This is a genomic window from Pseudomonas sp. IT-P44 (genome assembly GCF_949768225.1).
Classification (GTDB): domain Bacteria; phylum Pseudomonadota; class Gammaproteobacteria; order Pseudomonadales; family Pseudomonadaceae; genus Aquipseudomonas; species Aquipseudomonas migulae.
The window spans coordinates 92,810-110,704 of record NZ_CATKQM010000013.1 but is presented as its reverse complement, the minus strand read 5'-3'; the positions used below and the strand labels follow the sequence as shown (position 1 = coordinate 110,704).

Here is a 17,895-nt window from a genome sequence, read left to right as displayed (position 1 = left end):
AGCTTTTAAGCTCTTGGTTTAACAGTCCCGCAATCCTGCCCCAACCACACCGCGCGAGTATCAAGGCTACCCTTCTGCTGAATGCCGGTAGCGTTGAACGTGCCATTCACCTTGGTGGTGAACTCACGATCACTGAGGAATGTGGCCACACCCGCACCCTGCGCTTTCGGGCAGCTGAAGCGGAATTTCCACTGGTTACCGGTGCGCTCGGTGATTTCCTGCTTGCAGCCCGATTGCGGATCCGTCAGCGGAATGTTGTCAGTCTTCACTTGCTCCGGCGTCAGGCAAGCCCGGATCCCCTTGCCGCCCATGGTGATGCCCTGCTTCTCCAGCTGCGCGCGCTGTTCAGGCGTCATCTGGCTCTGTATCTGACCGAGGATCAGTTGCAGATCCGGCAGGTTCTGGTCATCGACTTTCATGTTGCTCGAGGTCAATTCCCACAAACCCGGCTGCAGCATCTGCGCCTGAGCGGCCACCGGAAGTGCTAAACCTAAAGCTACGGCCAAACCCAGCAGACGAACGTTCATTGAGTAACTCCTGATCGATAGTGGCCGTTAGACGTCAGCCACGAGCTTCGGTTCATGGGCCAATTAAATAGCGACATTCTGCACGGAACATGGTCTGTTAAGCACTGAATCTTCAGGAGCAAGGCTGCCCCCATGGATTACTTTGGACCGCACATTTTCGGTTACCTGATCGCCCTGCTGCACTCGTTAGGCATGATCGCCGCCATTCATGCCGTGTTGACCGTTCGGACCGCTCAGGGCTCGATCGCCTGGGCCTTGTCGCTGCTGTTCATTCCCTACTTCACGCTCATTCCCTATCTGGTCTTCGGCCGCAGCACCTTCGATGGCTACATCAAGGCACGGCGACAGGCCAACGAGGAAATGCGCAAGGCCATCTCCGATTTGAACTGGCGCCCGTGGGTCGAAGAAGCACTGACCGCCCGTGCCTCCAACGCCTACGCATCATTGAGGGCGATGCCAAAACTGGGCCGAATGCCCTGCCTGGCGAACAACGAAGTCAGCCTGCTGATCAACGGCCACGCCACTTTCGAGGCGATCTTCGCGGCCATCAGCCAGGCTAAGGAAGCCGTGCTGATCCAGTTTTTCATCATCCACGACGACCGTCTGGGCCAACGCCTGCAAACCTTGTTGCTGAAAAAAGCTGCCGAAGGCGTCGCCGTTTATTTACTGTACGACCGCATCGGCAGCCACTCCCTGCCCCACAGTTATGTGCAGCCGTTGCGCGATGCCGGTGTCGAGGTCAAAGCCTTCGCGACGCGTAGCGGCTGGCTCAATCGCTTTCAGGTCAACTTCCGCAACCATCGCAAGATCGTCGTGGTGGACGGCGTGTTGGGCTTCGTTGGCGGGCATAACGTAGGCGACGAATACATGGGCGAGAAACCACCCCTCGCCCCTTGGCGCGATACCCACGTGCGGGTGCGCGGGCCGGTGGTGGCGTGCATGCAGGAGTCCTTCGCCGAAGACTGGTTTTGGGCAGCGCGCTCCTTGCCGCCGTTAATACTGCCGGACGCGTATCCGGACAACGGTGTGCTCTGCCAATTGCTTGCCAGTGGGCCGGCAGATTCCTACGAAACCTGTTCGTTATTCTTCGTCGAAGCCATTCACGCGGCGACCGAGCGGGTGTGGATTACCAGCCCCTACTTCATCCCCGATGAAGCGGTGTTTGCCGCCTTGAGGCTGGCGGTTCTGCGCGGCGTGGATGTGCGATTGCTGCTGCCTTCACGACCGGATCACCGCATCGTCTACGCCGCCTCCAGCCTGTATGCCTTCGAAGCCGTGCGCGCCGGTGTGCGGGTATTTCGCTACCAGCCCGGTTTCCTGCATCAGAAAGTGGTGTTGATCGACAGCGAAATCTGCGCCATCGGCAGCGCCAATATGGACAACCGCTCGTTCCGGCTGAATTTTGAAGTGATGTTGCTGACTGTCGACAGAGTGTTTGCCGGCGAGGTGGAACAGATGCTCAACGACGACTTCGACCAGGCGCATGAAGTCGCCAAAGAAGAAAGCCGGGAGACCCACCGCCTGCAACAGGTCGGCATGCGGATCGCCCGGCTAATTTCACCGATACTTTAAGGGTTGTAGATGTCGTCGCGGGTCCAGGGCAGTTCATGGCTGCCATCGGGGTGGGCTTTCACTGCGAGGATCTGGTGCAGGTTGATCCAGCCCCGGGCGAATGCATAAGCACATCCCGCCAGGTACAGCCGCCAGATTCGCAAGGCCTGCTCCGGCACCTGCCGGGCGGCCGCTTCCAGGTTGTCCTCCAGGCGCTCGCTCCAATGGTCCAGGGTGCGCGCGTAGTGCAGGCGCAAACTCTCGACATCGACGATCTCCAGCCCCGCTTCGCTGATCTCGGCAGAGATCATCGACAGGTGCGGCAGCTCGCCGTTGGGGAACACGTACTTCTCGATAAAATCACCCGCGCCGCGTCCCACTGGCCGGCCATCGGTGTGCTTGGCGGTGATGCCGTGGTTCATCACCAGGCCGCCCTCTTTCACCGCGCCGAACAGGGTTTTGCAGTACTCGGCCAGGTTCTCGTGCCCCACATGTTCGAACATGCCGACGCTGACCACTTTATCGAAGCGCCCGTCTTGAGGCAGATCGCGGTAATCAAGCAGTTGCAGCTCGACCAGATCGTCGAGGCCTTCCTCCTTCACCCGCTCACGGGCCAGGGCCAGTTGCGCTTTGCTCAGTGTGATCCCGAATACCTTCGCGCCAAACTCCCGCGCCGCATAGCGCGCCAAACCGCCCCAGCCACAACCTACATCCAGCAGATACTCGCCAGGTTGCAGGCGTAGTTTGCGACACAGGTGGCGGAATTTGGCTTGCTGGGCCTGCTCAAGCGTTTCGCTGCCGGTCTCGAAATAGGCGCAGGAATACGCCATGTCACTGTCGAGCCACAGCTGATAAAACGCGTTGGACAGGTCGTAGTGATAGGAAATCGCCTTGGCGTCGGTTTCCTTGTCGTGAGCGGTGCGAACAGGCTGACTGTCGATGTCGCCCAGCAAGGCCTGACTCCATTCATCAACGACGCGGATCACCTCGCTGATGGAGCCTTCCAGCTCAAGTTTGCCCTCGACGAATGCCGCTCCGAGCGCATCGAGGCTGGGATGAGTCAACTGGGTAACCATTTGTGGGTCTTTGACCACAATCGTGACGCTGGGCGTCGGCCCCAGATTAAATTCATGGCCGTCCCAGAGTCGCAGGCGTAGCGGTAACTGCAGATTCTGTAAGGCCGGTGGAAGTTGCGCGAGCATGGAATATCCCCCTTGTTTCAGACGTCTGATGTGAGGGTAGACCATCCTTGAAAAATAGCAGGCTATCGAATTAATAGCCGTTTTCTATGATTTGCAGCGCTGGAAAAAAGCGCCGCAAAATCACAGAAGTGATTGCCCTCACACTAGATGACTGCGAATTTCGCGCACAGTTCTGAAATGTTCACATCGCTTAGACGTCATCCTTCATCTTGAGCAACGGCTCTTGGAAACGCAGCAGCCGCCCGGCGTTGCCCAATACCAGCAACGTACTCAGGTTATGCAGCAGCACAGCAATCATCGCCCCTGCCGCACCGAGCCAGCCGAAGGCAGCGAAAGCAACAATTGCCAGTGTCCAGCCCAGACCGATGATCACGTTGACCTGCAAGGTCTGTCGGCATTGGCGACTCAAACGTACGCAAGTGCCGAGCCGACGCAGGTCGCTGCCGATCAGCACGATATCGGCTGAAGCCAAGGCAATATCCGCACCGCCCGCCCCCATGGCGACGCCCACCACACCGGCCTTGAGTGCCAGCGAATCATTGATGCCATCCCCGACCACCATCGGCCGGAAGCCGCTGCCGATTTCTTTCAGCACTCGGTTGAGTTTGTCCTCGGGCAAGGCCTGGGCTTCGACATCGCTGATCCCGACATCCAGGGCCAACGTATTCGCGACGCTTTGGCGATCGCCGGTGAGCAACAATTGCCGGCCCAACCCGAGTTCTCGCAATTCACTCAAGGCGAATCGCGCTTCAGGCTTCACGCTGTCCGCGAGCAACAGCCAGGCCAGGAATTCACCGTTGAGCGCCAACCCGGCAATCGGACCATCGTGTTCGGGAACAGCAGAAGTGACGATCGCCAATTGCGCAAACAACTCCGGCCGCCCGAGTGCTGCTTCGCCCTGTTCGGTCATCGCTACCACGCCCAGGCCCTGACGTTCGTGAATGTCCGTGAGCAGCAGAAAATGTTCCTGGCTAACCAACCCGGCGAGCGCGCGACTGACCGGGTGACTGCTGGCGGAGCCCAGGCTGGCAGCCAGTTTCAGCACGTGATTGCGATCTTCCAGCGGACTGTCGATCGATTGCAGGCGCAAGGTGCCGAAGGTCAGCGTCCCGGTCTTGTCGACCACCAGCGACGTCAAATCCGCCAGCTCTTCGAGAAACGCCGAACTGCGAATCAGAATCCCGTGTCGTGCGGCAACCGCGACGCCGGCAATCGCCGTGGCCGGTGCCGACAACACCAACGCACACGGACAGGCTGCCACCAACACCGCGAGCATCGCTTGCGCATCGTTGGTGATGAACCAGGTCACTGCGGCCAGCAACAACACCAGCACCATATAGCTACCAGCGTAGCGCTCCAGCAAACGGGTGATTGGCGGCTTGGAACGCTCGGCGCTTTGCATCAGCGCGATGACTTTGCCGAGTGTCGATTCATTGCCGGTACGGGTCACTTCAATGCGCAGCAGGCCATCAAGGTTGATCGCCCCGCCGAACACCGTCATGCCGACACCCGCCTCCACCGGCACCGACTCGCCCGTGATCGATGCGGTATCGAGACTCGCCTGACCGGAGAGCACACGACCATCGGCCGGCACTCGATCACCGGCGCGGACCTCCACGCGGTCGCCAGCCTTGAGCGTGCCGTTGTCGACTTCGACGATGGAGCCATCCGCCTGAACCTTGCGCGCATGGCTGCGTGTCAGTTTGCCGAGTGCGTGAATCGCCTCCTGAGAACCGATCACGCTGCGCTCTTCCAACACATGACCGAAGATCATGATGATCGGCAACAACGCAGCGGTCAGCAGATCGCCAGTCGCCCAGGCACCCAACATCGCCAACGCAATCAACTGATCGGTGATCCCGTGCAAGCTGGGATAACGCAGGCTGTACCAGGCCGAACGCATCACCGGCACGGCCACCAGCAACGAGGCAAAACCCAGCAGCAATTGGCTGACGCCCGTCTGCTCCGGCGACCACCAGCGCCAGATCAAACCGAGCGCCAGCAAGCCGAGCGCGAGCATGGCCAGGGTCAGCTGGCGTGCAGCGCTGCGTTGTTCGGCCGAGGACAACATGCTCGGTGCGGCGGCTGTTTGGGCGGTCATTGTGCAGCTCCCTGAATGATCAGGCGGGAATCGTCTTTCGGATTGACCGTGGTCACCGAGCCGGCCTGACCGAGGATTTTCGGCAAGCGTTCGCGGTAAATGCGCAACAGCATTTGCGGGTCGGTACCTTGTTGTTGCGCCTTGGCCAGGCTCAATACCGTGGCTGTGTCGGCGGAGGCTTTGGCCAGCCGCTCGCTGGCTTGAGCGTGGGCGACTTGCAGCGCACGGTCGGCTTGCTCGTTGGCGGCCTGAGTGAGTTTCTCGGCTTCAGTGCGAGCATTGGCAACGGCTTTGTCGGCTTGCTGACTTGCCGTCAGAACGGCGTTGAAAGCATTGACCGCAGGTCCTGGCAGACTCGACTGCACATCCACGCGCGCCACTTCGATCCCTAGTCCCTGCCCCGTTGCAGTCAATTGCGCGAGTCGTTGATTGATGCCTTGTACCAAATCCCCGCGCAGGCGCTCGCGTCTTTCCGCCGCTTGATTATCCGCGCCGATCAACTCCGGGCGCGCCACCAGGATGGTGTCCAGATCTCGTGCGGCGGTGAGTGCCACGGCGCTGCGAGTCACCAGGCGATCCAGTGCCGGCAGCACGTGTTCACCTTGAACAACGAACGCATACGGTTCGGTGACTTTGTAAAACACCCGCACATCCAGTTGCACCACACCCGCGTCACCCGTCAGCAGATAACCGGAACCTGCCAGCGCATCACTGAGCGGCGTGGCGAAAGTGGCTGCTCGGTCGGCCTGCAACGCGGCATCGCTGCGCAGCAGATTATCGACCCGACGCTCGATCACCCGATCCGCCGCCGGCAACAAAACCACCTGCTCAAACGGCCTCGGCCACGCCAACAGCAGACCGGCATTCTGAATGCGATCCAGCGCGCCAAAGTGCAACACCACCGCGCGATTTTGCGGGTCGATTTGCCGCACGTTGGAGAATGCCCACGCCAACGCGGCCAAGACTGTCACCGCATACAGGGCGAGAAAAGCCAATCGCCCGGCCTGAATCCAGGGGCTGCTTAACTCATTTGTTCCACGTGGAACCAAACTCATGGCTGCGATCCGGACTTGTTATCGAGCGTCGGCGGACCGTCAACCAACACCCGGAACGGCGCGGCATCGGTTCGCAGAATCAGTTTGGTGCCAGGTGTGACGATGGTGCCCAAGGTGTCGAGGGAGCGCAGCAAGTTATACAGCTGCGGCGAACCCGCGTAAGCGCGGCCGTAAATCTGTGCGGCTTCGACCCGGGATTGAGCCTCGATGTCGGCAGCTTTTACTGTCGCATCGGCCTGGACGATTCGCGCATCACGCTCGGCAGCAGAGCGAATTTGCGCCGCTTCACGTTTGCCGATGGCCGTGCGTTCGGTGGCGATTGTTTCACGCTCGGCGCGCATGCGATCGACGGTGGCGGTCAGGGTTACCGACGGCAAGGTCAATCGTTCGATGCCGACTTGCAGCACACGAACGCCATAAGTGGCGAGTAACTGCTGATCGATTTGCTGACGCAACTGCGCTTCAAAATCAGCGATGTGCACCTGGCTGGCATCGGTGTTCACCAGATTGGCCAGGTCAAAACTGCTGGCCGTGGTTTCCAGTGCCGAGCCGACGAAGGTGCGAATCTGCCGCGCCGCTTCGTCCGGCTGATTCTGCACGGCGCGCATGAAGCGCTGCACATTGTCCGGATCGCCCTGCACCTGCCACGCCACGTAAGCCTGAACGATGATGCGCAAACCGTCGCGCGTACCCACATCCTGCAAACCACTGGACGTGGTGCGCAAACGCAGATCGACCGGAATCGCCGCTTCAAAAGGCGCTGGCCAACGCCAGCCCAGCCCCGGCTCCAGCAACACCCGCGACGGATTACCGAAGCGCGTGATCACCGTGGCTTCGCCGGAGCGCACCTGCACCAGGCTCGCGGCGGCGATGGCAAACGCCACCAGCAACGCCGCCCACCCCATGCGCCGCCACGGGAATGGACCCGCTTCCTGCGGATCGCCGTGGTGGTGATGGTGATGCCCGTGGTGATGCCCGCCATGGCCGTGATCGTGGCCGGCGTGGTCGTCATGATCGTGAGTATGCGACTGGCTCAATTGGCAGCTCCTGGCTGAGCAGTTTTACGCGCCGATGCAGGGTCAACCGGCAGCGTGAAAGTACGGAGGTCGATGGTCGGCGCGTTGCCGCTGCCGCCCAGACGATGATCGAGAACCAGCAACCTGGCGTTGGTCAGGCCTTGGGAGAGCTGGCTGAAATACTGTTCCAGCACAAACGCCTGGCCGGCGCTGGCGTAGGCTTTTTGCTCGGCGCTGAATTTCAGATCGGCAGCTTGCGCAGCTGCATTGATTTCACGCGCGCTGGCTGTCGCTTGATCCCGTGCAATGCTGGCCTGCAATTGCGCCTGATTGGTGGCCTCTGCGGCTGCGCCGCGCTCACGCGAGATCAAGGCCTGCGCAGCAATTTGCGCCGCTTGCACACCGTGATAAGCGTTGGCCGCGCCGGCCGGTGGGTGAATCGCTTCAACCACGGTCGCGAGAATTTCCACGCCGCTGTCGAGTTTTTCCAGGTCCGCTTGCACCGCGCGGCCAATCTCTTCGGCGAGCCCTACCCTGTCCTCACCGAGTAGTCCGTCGAGGGTACGAGACGCGAAGTCGTGCACCAGAATCCGGCTGGCGGTGCTGCGGATCAGTGCCGGCACGTTGGCGCTGTTGTACGTCGCGGCCAACGCCGCTTGATCCGTGAGGCCGATGCGATAGACAAAACGCACGTCCATGTTGACGATCTGGAAGCTCTGTTTGTCGGCGCGACTGCTGGCAATCACCTGAGACTTGTCGTTCACGTGGCTGGCGTCCCACAAGCGATTGGCCGTCGCCGGCGCCGGACCTTCAGCCGGTTCAGCCACAATCGGCGCCGTCGCTTCGCCAACACTGGTGGCCAACTCGTGGACCACGCCGTTCTCGACACTCAACACTCGACCCAGAGGCCACGGCAGACCTGCGTGCAAACCGGGGCCGAAGACCTCCACCGGTTTGCCGAAACGCTCATAGATGCCCCGCCCTTGCAGGGAAATTTCGTGAATGCCGGTGAGCGACCAACCGACCAGTGCCACCACCGCCAGTACCGGAACGAATGCCCGGCGCATGTAAGTGAAGGCCCAGATCTGTCGCAGATCGATGCCGAAGCGGTTATGTAATTCGTGTTGCAGCGCCAGCAACGGTTGGGGCGGCCAGCGCAGCATGTCAGCGACGAAACTTCGCGCCAGCAACGCAGGTTCGAGTTGTTCACGCTGCGGACTGAACAGTGACAACACCGCGCGTAGCAGCAGTTCGACCGCGACCAGACCCGGCAGCAGGCCAATCAGTACAGCCAGACGTACCGGCCAAACCGACGCTTCGCTGCCGAACAACAGGCACAGCGCGCTCAGCACAAGACAGATGATTGCCACGCGCGTCAGCTGCGCCAGCGAACCTGCTTCGGGCCACTGGGCCACGTTTTCCTGGGCAAGTTGCCGTTCCAGCACCAGCAAACCGAAGGCCAACAGTAACGACAATGCCGCCGCGACACTCGCGGAAAAACCGAGCGCAGCGGGAGGCAGGGCCAGGTTCCAGACTTGATTGATGCTGAACACTACCAGCAGCGCCCAAGCGCCAAGCCACAGCGTCGAGGCGCCGATCTGCGCCAGCAGCCGCAACCATCGCTGGCTGATCCGCTCCAGCAGCCGTTCATACCAGCCCTCCGGCGGCGATTCAGCGACGACTTCCACAGGGAGCATCGCCGGGTTCATCGCCCTTTCACGCCACTGCGTCACCCACCACGCCGATTGCAGCCCGGCGACCAGCACCAGCAAACCGGCGCTCTGATTGACCAGCACCGCAGGCCAAAGCGACTGCGGCGCAAACAGCCCGACGAAAAACGCCAGCACCCAGCCTGCCCCTGCGAGCGCGCCGAGGCCGATTGCCAACTGCCGCAATCGCCGCCCTTGAAAGACTGCCTGCTGAAAGCGCGGCAGCCCGGCTACCGTTGCGCCCTCAATCTCGAGATCGACTTGCATACCACCCCAGTGATTTTCTTTGCTCACGTCGCAATTCGTTACGATATAACGAAAGCCGTGAAATTTTCGTACTAAATCTCTTTATCTAAAGACGCTCAACCTGTCACTTGGCTGAAGCCTTGACCGAAAGGCATGGCTGCGCACATATTACGCTCGTAATTTTATTCAGGAACTACGTTTATCCAGCCCGATTCCCATCCAATTCAGGAGTACCTCCATGAGCAACTATGACGTCGTGATACTGGGCGGAGGCCCCGGCGGCTATAACGCGGCGATTCGCGCCGGCCAGTTGGGCCTTAAAGCCGCCTGTGTCGAAGGCCGCGCCACCCTCGGCGGCACTTGCCTGAACGTCGGTTGCATGCCGTCCAAGGCATTGCTGCATGCTTCTGAATTGTATGACGCAGCCATGGGTGCGGAATTTGCCAACTTAGGCATCGAGGTCAAACCCACGCTGAACCTCGCGCAAATGATGAAGCAGAAGGATGACAGTGTTGCCGGGCTGACCAAGGGCATCGAGTTTCTGTTCCGCAAAAACAAGGTCGACTGGATCAAGGGCTGGGGCCATATCGACGGGCCGGGCAAAGTCACGGTGACGGACAGCCAGGGCGGCAAGACTGAGCTGAGCGCCAAGGACATCATCATTGCCACCGGCTCCGAGCCCACTCCCCTGCCCGGCGTGGACATCGACAACACGCGCATCCTCGATTCCACAGGTGCGCTTTCTTTGTCCGAAGTACCCAAGCATCTGGTGGTGATTGGCGCCGGGGTCATTGGCCTGGAATTGGGCTCGGTGTGGCGGCGTTTGGGTGCACAGGTAACCGTGGTCGAGTTTCTCGACCGGATCTGCCCTGGTGTGGACGGTGAGGCGGGCAAAACCCTGCAACGCTCGTTGAGCAAGCAAGGCATCAGCTTCAAGCTGAGTTCGAAAGTCACCCGCGCCACATCCTCGGCGAACGGCGTTCAACTCAGCGTCGAACCGGCCGCCGGCGGTACTGCCGAACTACTCGAAGCCGATTACGTGCTGGTCGCCATCGGGCGCCGGCCTTACACCGAGGGGCTGGGGCTGGAAAACGTCGGCCTCGCCACGGATAAACGCGGCATGCTCGCCAACAAGGGTCATCGCACTGAAGCGGCAGGCGTATGGGTCATCGGCGATGTCACGTCGGGGCCGATGCTCGCGCACAAGGCCGAAGATGAAGCCATGGCCTGTATCGAGCAGATCGTCGGCAAGGCAGGCGAGGTCAATTACGACCTGATCCCCAACGTCATTTACACCAGGCCGGAGCTGGCCAGCGTCGGCAAGACCGAAGAGCAACTCAAGGCTGAGGGCCGCGCGTACAAGGTCGGTAAATTCCCCTTCACCGCCAACAGCCGGGCGAAGATCAACCACGAGACTGAAGGCTTCGCCAAAGTGCTGGCCGATGAGCGCACCGACGAGATTCTCGGCGTGCACCTGGTAGGCCCGAGCGTCAGTGAAATGATTGGCGAATATTGCGTGGCTATGGAGTTCAGTGCTTCGGCTGAAGATATTGCCCTGACCTGTCATCCACACCCGACCCGCTCCGAGGCGTTGCGCCAGGCGGCGATGAATGTTGAGGGGATGGCGACGCAGATGTAGGGCTGGAGATTTTCGGTGCCGGGCCTACCGCCTTCGCGAGCAAGCCCGCTCCCACATTAGATCTGTGGCGTACACAACACCAATGTGGGAGCGGGCTTGCTCGCGAAGGGGGCAACCCGGTCTAGAGCGGTAAGTGTTCCAACGGCAAAGCCCCAGGCGTTTTCACCGTGTGAATCGCAAAGTTGCTGCGGATGTCGCTCACGCCCGGTAACTTCAGCAACCGCCCGGTGAGAAAGCGGTCATAAGCACGCAAATCCGGCACCACCACCTGCAACAGAAAATCCGATTCCCCTGACACCAGAAACGCCGAAATCACCTCGGGCAACGCCATCACCGCCACGCGGAAGGCTTCGGCCTGTTCGTCGTTGTGGCGTTCGACCTTGACCCCGACAAACACCGTCAGCCCCAACCCGACTTCATCGCGATCCAGATTGGCCTGATAGCCGCGAATCACCCCGGCCTCCTCCAACATCCGCACCCGACGCAAACAGGGGGACGCGGACAGACCAATCTCGTCTGCCAGTTGTACGTTGCTCAAACGACCGTCACGTTGCAGGGCCGCGAGAATTTTTCGGTCGTAAGCGTCCAGTTTCATGTTTGGCAGATCCTGATGGTATAGGCGTCAGAGAATGGCAGGTTATGCCAATTCAAGACTGTTTAGAAGCAAACTACGCAACCACCTGCCCTGTGTTTCAGCCCTAGACTGGCGCTACCGAATCGACAACGAAAGGGGTGCAGCATGGCGGGGCTTTGGCTGTTTTTCATGGCGCTGGCAGTGGTTTACCTGCTCCCAGGCCCGGACATGATTCTGCTGCTGCAAACCGGCGCTCGTCAGGGCAAAGGCGCGGCGCTGGCCACGGCGGTGGGTTTGGGCATTGCCCGGGGTTGTCATGTGGCGTTGGCGGCACTGGGGCTGGCGGCACTGTTCAAAGCCGCGCCCTGGACGTTCGATATGGTGCGCCTGGCCGGGGCCGCGTACCTGTTGTGGATCGGCATTCAATGCCTGCGGACCACGATGCTCCCGAGCCTGAACGGCGCAGATTCAACCTGTGGAAAACCTCGTTGGCGCGAAGCCATTCAGCGCGGATTGTTGACCAACCTGCTGAACCCCAAGGCGCTGCTGTTCTGCTCGGTGCTGCTGCCGCAGTTTATCGATCCGCATGCAGGACCGGTGCTCGCACAATTCGCGACCCTGGGCGTGGTGCTGGTCAGTGTCGGTTTGTTGTTCGACAGCGCGTACGCCTTGGCCGGCGCCGCGCTTGGCCGCTGGCTGCAACGCAGTCCTTCGGCCCAGCGCGTACAGCAGTGGTTGTTTGGCAGCCTGTTGATTGGTTTTGCCCTGCGACTGACCTTTGTTCAACAGGCGTGATTACTGACGCAGCCTACGCTTGCGACGATTGATCAGCACCAGCGCAATGCCTGTAGCTGCCACGACAGCGCCCATTTCCAGCCACTTTTTGTAAGGTCGCAACGTCGCGCGGATCGGACTCAATGCCTGGGTGACATAGCGTTTGTCTGCATTATGGAAATCCGGATAAGGGCACCGCTCGCCGAAGAATAATGCCCAATCCACGTAGGGACCTTCTTTGACATAGCGTTGATAGAAAGCGCTTTTCTCCTCCTGACCCGTGTTCCATCCCGCCGCCGCGCAAAGCACCGCCGCAAAGGCCTGACTGGTATGTGGCAAGTAATCAGCGGCGCGACTGGCCAAGGCATTCGCGACATAACGGTAATGGAAACGCTGATCGGGTTGAGCGGCACTGGCCTGTTGGCGCCTGACCTCCTCTTCAGCCACCAATGGACCGACCTTGAGTTCGTTGCTTTCAAGGCTGTAATTGCCCCCGAACGTCGCGTAATCCGGGGACATCTCGTAGCCCAAGAGCTCCATCCCGCTGAAACGGGCCAGCGTCGCGGCATTGTAGTAAGCGAAGGCACGTTTGCTCGGCCACCATTTCGATTCGGCGTCGTGGCGCAACTCCCCGTACGACTTGGCCTGATGGTGCAACGTCTCGCTGTCGAAGTACGCGGGCGCCTCGTCATAACGGCCCTCACGCAACAAGCGCCGCCCCAGCAGGTTGCGCAACTTCGCCGCCACCGATAACGGCACGTAGTTATCGCGATCCTGTTGAGTCAGTGCTGGCGGCGCCGGCACCTGGGTGTCGACGTAATGCTTGAGTTCATCGACGGTCAGCACACGCTCAGCGACGGTCGCGGCGTCGAACCAGTAAATGTCGTTGCTGCGATAAAGCTGATCGAATGCCTGCAAATAATCCCCACGTTGCAACGCCAGGATCGCGCTTTCCCCCTCGACGCGGCACTTGGGCTGAAGCGTTTCGAAATCCCAGTCCGGTGTCCGTCGCTCGCCCCAGGATTCGTTCTGCGGGAAGGCCTGGGCAGCCTTGGCGTACGCGGCGGCGGCAGCCGTTTTATCACCCTCGCGCATCGCCAGTTTCGCCCGTAGCCACCATGCCAGGCCACCGTCACCGGCGTGTTCAAGGAACGCCTTGGCGCTGGCGTAATCGCCCTGTTGATAATTCACGGCCGCCAGTCGATCAGCATTGTCGAGGCTGCCGCGCGTGCTGTTTTGCAGCAGCTTGATCAGTTTTTGCTCGTTCGGCGGTTGATCACCAAATGACCAACCCAACCGGCTGATCAACGATGCCGTGACCAGCTGCTGCACCGGTTTGCCTTTAAGCAACGCGGCCAGTTGCTCGTCGGGCATCGCTGCCAGATCGGCCATCAACAGCTTCAATGAGGTGTAACCCACTGCGGAACCGTGGAGGTTTTGCGTGGCGTAGAGTCCGATGGCACTGTCCCAATCGCCCGCCGTGCGAGCGACACGCGCCTCTTCACCGAGGCTGGCGACGCCCAGCTCCAATGGATCGCTGAAGCCGTCGATGCTCAACTGGCGCGCCTGCTCAAAGGCCTTGCGCGACTGCGTCAGCAGATCGGGCGCGGCGTCCGCTTCGCTGCTCATGGCAAACAGCGCCCGGCCCAGCGAGTAAGCGGCCCAGGTGCTGCGTAACGCGCGTTGATCCGCCGGCAATGCGAGCACTTTCTGGAAGTAATCGGCGGCCAATCCATGGTCACCGGCGCTGAACGCCACGGCGCCCGCCAGATAGAGCCTGAGCTCGGTCGGCAGGCTTGCGCCCTGCGCCTCGACCTGATGAGCATCGCTCAGCGTGCGCAGTTCTTTGACCAACGCCTGCTGCGGCACCGTCAAACCAGCCTGTTCGGCGTCGCCCCGCTGCACGGCATAGTCAGGCGCGTCCATGCTGTAGACGATTTCGCTGACGTTCTTCAAACCCGTAATCGCCTGCCCGAGACGACTGATCTCGAACCGGAAGTTGCCTTCCGGCAGCTCCGCCAGCGACTGACCCCGGTTATCGAGCAGGCGCATAGGGAAATCCGGCCCGCAGGCCACTGCCGAACTCAGTGGAAAACCGAGGCTCAGGCAAAGCAAATGGCGGGGCCAGTTACGGGTGAACATTCGAACCTCCTTGATCAATGTTTGTGCAGCGTGCCCAACCAATGGCGCGCTGCCCACCGGCCGGGATCCGACCGTCGCGCAGGCGGGTGAAGGTAAGCAGATCCGGGCTTTGTTGCAACGCATAACCGGCCAGCGCATCGGCGCCCTCACAACCTCGTGCGGCGAGCGTCAGGCGTTCGGGCCAGGCGCTGTCGAGGTTGCCTTGATTGCTGATGCTGACGTCATAGAGGCCATCCTGCGCCGAGAGTTTCAGCGTCAGGCGACTATCGAGGGCATCGCCACGGGCCACGGCGCGCAAGGTCGTCAGGCTCCAGGCCCGGCGATCATTGGCCAATGGCAGGCGAAACCAGATCAGCCCGGCCAGATGAGCCGGTGGATCGTTGCGCAACTGGGTGGCAAGTGTGCTCAGTTGCTGCGGATCGGCCAGCAATTCCCGGCGCTCGCCGACGCGCTCAATGGGCACTTCGCTTTCCACGTCGAGTGCGCCGCCGACCTGCGGCAACAACGCTACGCCATAGGCCGGCAGCGCCAGATAAAAAGGTTTCGAAGTGATGCGGCTCCAGGCGCTGGCCCATTTTCTAGCCTGATCCGGATCAAACAATCCCATGCGCGGGTCGCTCACCGCATGCACCTGCAACACGCTGCTATCGACTGTGGATAACAATGCAGGCAGTTCGGAACTGTCGAGCCACGCCGGCAGCGCAGTAATGCTCAACGGCATGGAAGCCGGCAGCACCGCGCGCAAATCCGTGAGGAATTTCCGATAAGCCGGTAGCCGAGCGTTCCCCGCATCGTGGTCGATTTCCACGCCGGAGAGCACCAGCCCCTGCGCCTGCCAATCGCTGAGCACTTGCAGGATCTGCGCAGCGACCTCGTCCTGATCCAGCGACTTGAGCTGGCCATCGAGACGAATCACCGCAATCAGCGGCCGGCCATCCCGTTTGAGCAGCACCGGGTCGATTCGCGCCCGGTTCCAGCCCGCCTTGGGGAATGCTTGCAAGGCCAACACCCGCAAGGCCGAAAAATCCGCACGGCTGTCTTTGAGTGCGGCTTCGTGGGCCGGCGCCCATTGTCGTTGCCATACATAAAGTTGCTGATCGAGCGGCGGTGCGTCCTGTTGTTCGCAACCGCTAAGCAAAGCCAGCATCACCAGCAAGCCTGACAGGCGAGCGAGAAAAACCATAAAACTCCTAAGCCTGAATCTCATATTTGTAGGAGCGAGGCTTGCCCGCGAAGCTTTTGGCGGAGTTTAGGACGCCTTCGCGGGCAAGTCGGGTCGCCGCATCGCTCGCTCCTACACGCCGCGTCAGATGCTACAGGTCGAGCACCAAAGGCTGCGAGCCCTGCGCCGGAATCGCACAACAAATCAGGACATGTCCTACTTCCGGCACTTCCGCTGGTGGCTGTGGATAATTCACCTGACCGCTGATCAGGCGAGTCTTACAGGTCCCGCAGGAACCGCCGCGGCAACTGAACTCCGGGCGCAAACCGCGGCTTTCCGCCAACTCCAGCAAACTGCCGCCCTCGGGTTGCCAGCGGGCTTCTTTGGCCGAACGCTCGAACACCACCGGCACTGACGTGGTCGCGGCGGGCGGTTGCTCGATGACCACCGCGTCGGGGTCCGGCCGGCGACGCAAGGTCGACGGGCCGAAGGTCTCGGCGTGAATCCTGCTGTCACGGATGTCCAGTTCCCGCAGGCTGTCGTACAGCCCTTGAGTAAAACTGCCCGGCCCGCAGAGTACAAAATCGAGCTGATCGTAGTCCTCCACTTCAAGGATGTTCTTCAGCAACGCGGCGTCTATCCGTCCGGTCAGGTCAAAGTCCTCACCCTCGTGAGCATCGGCCTCCGGCTGACTGAGCAGACGCAGCACCCGCACCGAATCACCGGCGTCATCCAGCAAACGATCCAGCTCGGAGCGAAACGGTTGATCAGCCAGCGTGCGCGAACTCTGGAAAAACCATGTAGGCCGAATGTGCCGGGTGCGCAGGCCTTGATACACCACCTCCCGCACCATCGACAGCAAAGGCGTAATGCCTACGCCGGCGGCCAACAACACCAGCGGCCGACGTTCATGGGTTGCCACGGTGAAGTGCCCTTGCGGCGCGCGGGCTTCCAGCAGATCACCGACACGAACCTGCTCATGCAGATGCGAAGACACCCGCCCTTCTCGCTTCACGCTGATGCGGAAAAAGTCATCGGACGGCGCGCTCGACAGGCTGTAGGTGCGGATATGCACCTCGCCGCCAATGTTGAACCGCAGCGGTAGATGCTGCCCCGCTTGAAACAGCGGCAACCCGGCGCCATCGGCGGGCTCCAGATAGATCGAGCGGATGTTGTGGCTTTCCGCTTCGATGCGAACCACCCGCAGCGGCCGCCAAAGATCACCCAGCGCCCGGGCTTGCAGGCGTGCGTTGGCCTGCTCCCAGTTGCCCGTCAGCAAACTGGTGGGCGATACGCCGTCGAAGCGCCAGCGCAGAGCCAGTGCTGCGGGCCGACGCACCACCTGCTCCACCTCGAATGTCCACAGACGCTCGGCGCCTTGAAAGGCTTCGACTTGGGGGCCTTCAAGAATGATTTCGGTACGACCGCTGAGGTGCAGCAGGTCACCGGAGTTGAAATCGATGAACAGCAAACCCGCCCGTGGATTGATCAACAGGTTGCCCAGGGTATTGAAGAACAGATTGCCGGCGAAGTCCGGGATGGTCAGACGATTACCTTCCACGTGTACGAAACCGGTCTGACCGCCACGGTGGGAAACGTCCACTGAGCGCCGACCGTCGACATCCACATAACTGGCGACGAAGAAGGTATCGGCGTCGGCAATCATGGCTTTGGCAGCGTCATCCAGAGCGCCCAGGTGCTGCGCGATGCGCGTCGAGGGATCCGCCAGCGGCACCGAACGAAACTGCCGCAATTGAATGTATTGCGGGCAGTTGCCGAAGGACTGTTCGACCATTACGCCGAAGCCATTCGCCGTCACGGCGCCGACGCGACCATTGAGGCGGTTGCGCCGCCGCGTGTGCAGTTCGATCCCCAACAAGCCGATCGCCGCGCCATCAGTCAATTGCGCCGGGTCATCCGCCCCCGGCAAGCTGTTGAATTGCAGCGCACCTGGCGCGGGCGAGTGAGCGAAGCCCGGTTGCCCTTCAAGAATGCTCGCCCAAGGATTGCCGTCGGCATCCACTGCGCCGTACAGCATGAACGGCAGTTGCTCATAGAATTTGCGGTGTTGGTCCGGCATCTCAGTGCGAACCACCCTACGACCCAACTCCTCCATTCGCTGGGCAACACCGACGTGTGCCTGCAACTGTTTTTCGCCCGCGTGCCAAGGTGACTGGTCCATTACGGCTTCTCCCGT

General features: G+C 60.9%; 13 protein-coding genes. 3 read left to right on the top strand and 10 right to left on the bottom strand.

Annotation, left to right across the window (positions count from 1 at the left end):
* Positions 1 to 5: 5 nt before the first annotated feature.
* A complete protein-coding gene (locus tag ACM6IO_RS07480) occupies positions 6 to 527 on the bottom strand; it encodes a DUF3617 domain-containing protein (protein ID WP_008027488.1) in 522 nt (173 codons plus the stop codon).
* A 132-nt stretch (positions 528 to 659) separates the two neighbouring features.
* Between ACM6IO_RS07480 and cls the strand changes: the two genes are divergently transcribed.
* A complete protein-coding gene (gene cls / locus ACM6IO_RS07475) occupies positions 660 to 2,099 on the top strand; it encodes a cardiolipin synthase (protein WP_192228158.1) in 1,440 nt (479 codons plus the stop codon).
* On the opposite strand, the gene cfaB is transcribed toward cls, so the two are convergent.
* The 5 genes from cfaB to hflK (ACM6IO_RS07450) all read right to left on the bottom strand — a co-directional run bounded on the left by cfaB (position 2,096) and on the right by hflK (ACM6IO_RS07450) (position 9,428).
* Positions 2,096 to 3,280, bottom strand: a complete 1,185-nt coding sequence (gene cfaB, locus ACM6IO_RS07470) for a C17 cyclopropane fatty acid synthase CfaB (RefSeq protein ID WP_008041360.1) — start codon at positions 3,278 to 3,280, stop codon at positions 2,096 to 2,098. The genes cls and cfaB overlap by 4 nt on opposite strands.
* Positions 3,281 to 3,470: 190 nt before the next feature.
* Positions 3,471 to 5,381 (bottom strand): cation-translocating P-type ATPase, encoded by a 1,911-nt coding sequence (locus ACM6IO_RS07465; RefSeq protein WP_414911237.1) that lies wholly within the window; start codon positions 5,379 to 5,381, stop codon positions 3,471 to 3,473.
* A complete protein-coding gene (hflK, locus tag ACM6IO_RS07460) occupies positions 5,378 to 6,436 on the bottom strand; it encodes a protease modulator HflK (RefSeq protein WP_008027495.1) in 1,059 nt (352 codons plus the stop codon). The genes ACM6IO_RS07465 and hflK (ACM6IO_RS07460) overlap by 4 nt, the downstream gene beginning before the upstream one ends.
* Positions 6,433 to 7,473 carry a protease modulator HflC gene (hflC, locus tag ACM6IO_RS07455; protein WP_032828679.1) on the bottom strand — a complete coding sequence of 347 codons (1,041 nt, stop codon included), beginning with the start codon at positions 7,471 to 7,473 and terminating at the stop codon, positions 6,433 to 6,435. The genes hflK (ACM6IO_RS07460) and hflC overlap by 4 nt, the downstream gene beginning before the upstream one ends.
* Positions 7,470 to 9,428: a protease modulator HflK gene (gene hflK / locus ACM6IO_RS07450; protein ID WP_414911306.1), complete on the bottom strand. Its 1,959-nt coding sequence runs from the start codon at positions 9,426 to 9,428 to the stop codon at positions 7,470 to 7,472. The genes hflC and hflK (ACM6IO_RS07450) overlap by 4 nt, the downstream gene beginning before the upstream one ends.
* Before the next feature lie 217 nt (positions 9,429 to 9,645).
* Between hflK (ACM6IO_RS07450) and lpdA the strand changes: the two genes are divergently transcribed.
* The gene (lpdA, locus tag ACM6IO_RS07445; protein WP_414911236.1) at positions 9,646 to 11,046 is read left to right on the top strand and encodes a dihydrolipoyl dehydrogenase; all 1,401 of its coding nucleotides are present in this window, start codon (positions 9,646 to 9,648) and stop codon (positions 11,044 to 11,046) included.
* Between the two features lie 121 nt (positions 11,047 to 11,167).
* Here lpdA and ACM6IO_RS07440 read toward each other — a convergent pair whose 3' ends face one another.
* Positions 11,168 to 11,641 carry an Lrp/AsnC family transcriptional regulator gene (locus ACM6IO_RS07440; RefSeq protein WP_008027506.1) on the bottom strand — a complete coding sequence of 158 codons (474 nt, stop codon included), beginning with the start codon at positions 11,639 to 11,641 and terminating at the stop codon, positions 11,168 to 11,170.
* 144 nt (positions 11,642 to 11,785) lie between these two features.
* On the opposite strand from ACM6IO_RS07440, the gene ACM6IO_RS07435 reads away from it, so the two are divergent.
* Positions 11,786 to 12,415: a LysE family translocator gene (locus ACM6IO_RS07435; RefSeq protein ID WP_414911235.1), complete on the top strand. Its 630-nt coding sequence runs from the start codon at positions 11,786 to 11,788 to the stop codon at positions 12,413 to 12,415.
* On the opposite strand, the gene ACM6IO_RS07430 is transcribed toward ACM6IO_RS07435, so the two are convergent.
* The 3 genes from ACM6IO_RS07430 to ACM6IO_RS07420 all read right to left on the bottom strand — a co-directional run bounded on the left by ACM6IO_RS07430 (position 12,416) and on the right by ACM6IO_RS07420 (position 17,880).
* Entirely contained in the window at positions 12,416 to 14,536 is a 2,121-nt protein-coding gene (locus ACM6IO_RS07430) for a hypothetical protein (protein WP_414911234.1), read from the bottom strand.
* Complete coding sequence (locus tag ACM6IO_RS07425) at positions 14,523 to 15,719, bottom strand: DUF3142 domain-containing protein (RefSeq protein ID WP_414911233.1); 1,197 nt, start codon at positions 15,717 to 15,719, stop codon at positions 14,523 to 14,525. Before ACM6IO_RS07425 ends, ACM6IO_RS07430 begins: the two co-directional genes overlap by 14 nt.
* 130 nt (positions 15,720 to 15,849) lie before the next feature.
* Positions 15,850 to 17,880 (bottom strand): pyridoxamine 5'-phosphate oxidase family protein, encoded by a 2,031-nt coding sequence (locus tag ACM6IO_RS07420; protein ID WP_414911232.1) that lies wholly within the window; start codon positions 17,878 to 17,880, stop codon positions 15,850 to 15,852.
* Positions 17,881 to 17,895 lie beyond the last annotated feature (15 nt).

Excerpts from the sequence above, each read along its gene's own strand:
- ACM6IO_RS07480 (WP_008027488.1), bottom strand. The coding sequence starts at position 527 with ATGAACGTTCGTCTGCTGGGTTTGGCCGTAGCTTTAGGTTTAGCACTT.
- cls (WP_192228158.1), top strand. The coding sequence starts at position 660 with ATGGATTACTTTGGACCGCACATTTTCGGTTACCTGATCGCCCTGCTG.
- cfaB (WP_008041360.1), bottom strand. The coding sequence starts at position 3,280 with ATGCTCGCGCAACTTCCACCGGCCTTACAGAATCTGCAGTTACCGCTA.
- ACM6IO_RS07465 (WP_414911237.1), bottom strand. The coding sequence starts at position 5,381 with ATGACCGCCCAAACAGCCGCCGCACCGAGCATGTTGTCCTCGGCCGAA.
- hflK (WP_008027495.1), bottom strand. The coding sequence starts at position 6,436 with ATGAGTTTGGTTCCACGTGGAACAAATGAGTTAAGCAGCCCCTGGATT.
- hflK (WP_414911306.1), bottom strand. The coding sequence starts at position 9,428 with ATGCAAGTCGATCTCGAGATTGAGGGCGCAACGGTAGCCGGGCTGCCG.
- lpdA (WP_414911236.1), top strand. The coding sequence starts at position 9,646 with ATGAGCAACTATGACGTCGTGATACTGGGCGGAGGCCCCGGCGGCTAT.
- ACM6IO_RS07440 (WP_008027506.1), bottom strand. The coding sequence starts at position 11,641 with ATGAAACTGGACGCTTACGACCGAAAAATTCTCGCGGCCCTGCAACGT.
- ACM6IO_RS07435 (WP_414911235.1), top strand. The coding sequence starts at position 11,786 with ATGGCGGGGCTTTGGCTGTTTTTCATGGCGCTGGCAGTGGTTTACCTG.
- ACM6IO_RS07430 (WP_414911234.1), bottom strand. The coding sequence starts at position 14,536 with ATGTTCACCCGTAACTGGCCCCGCCATTTGCTTTGCCTGAGCCTCGGT.
- ACM6IO_RS07425 (WP_414911233.1), bottom strand. The coding sequence starts at position 15,719 with ATGGTTTTTCTCGCTCGCCTGTCAGGCTTGCTGGTGATGCTGGCTTTG.
- ACM6IO_RS07420 (WP_414911232.1), bottom strand. The coding sequence starts at position 17,880 with ATGGACCAGTCACCTTGGCACGCGGGCGAAAAACAGTTGCAGGCACAC.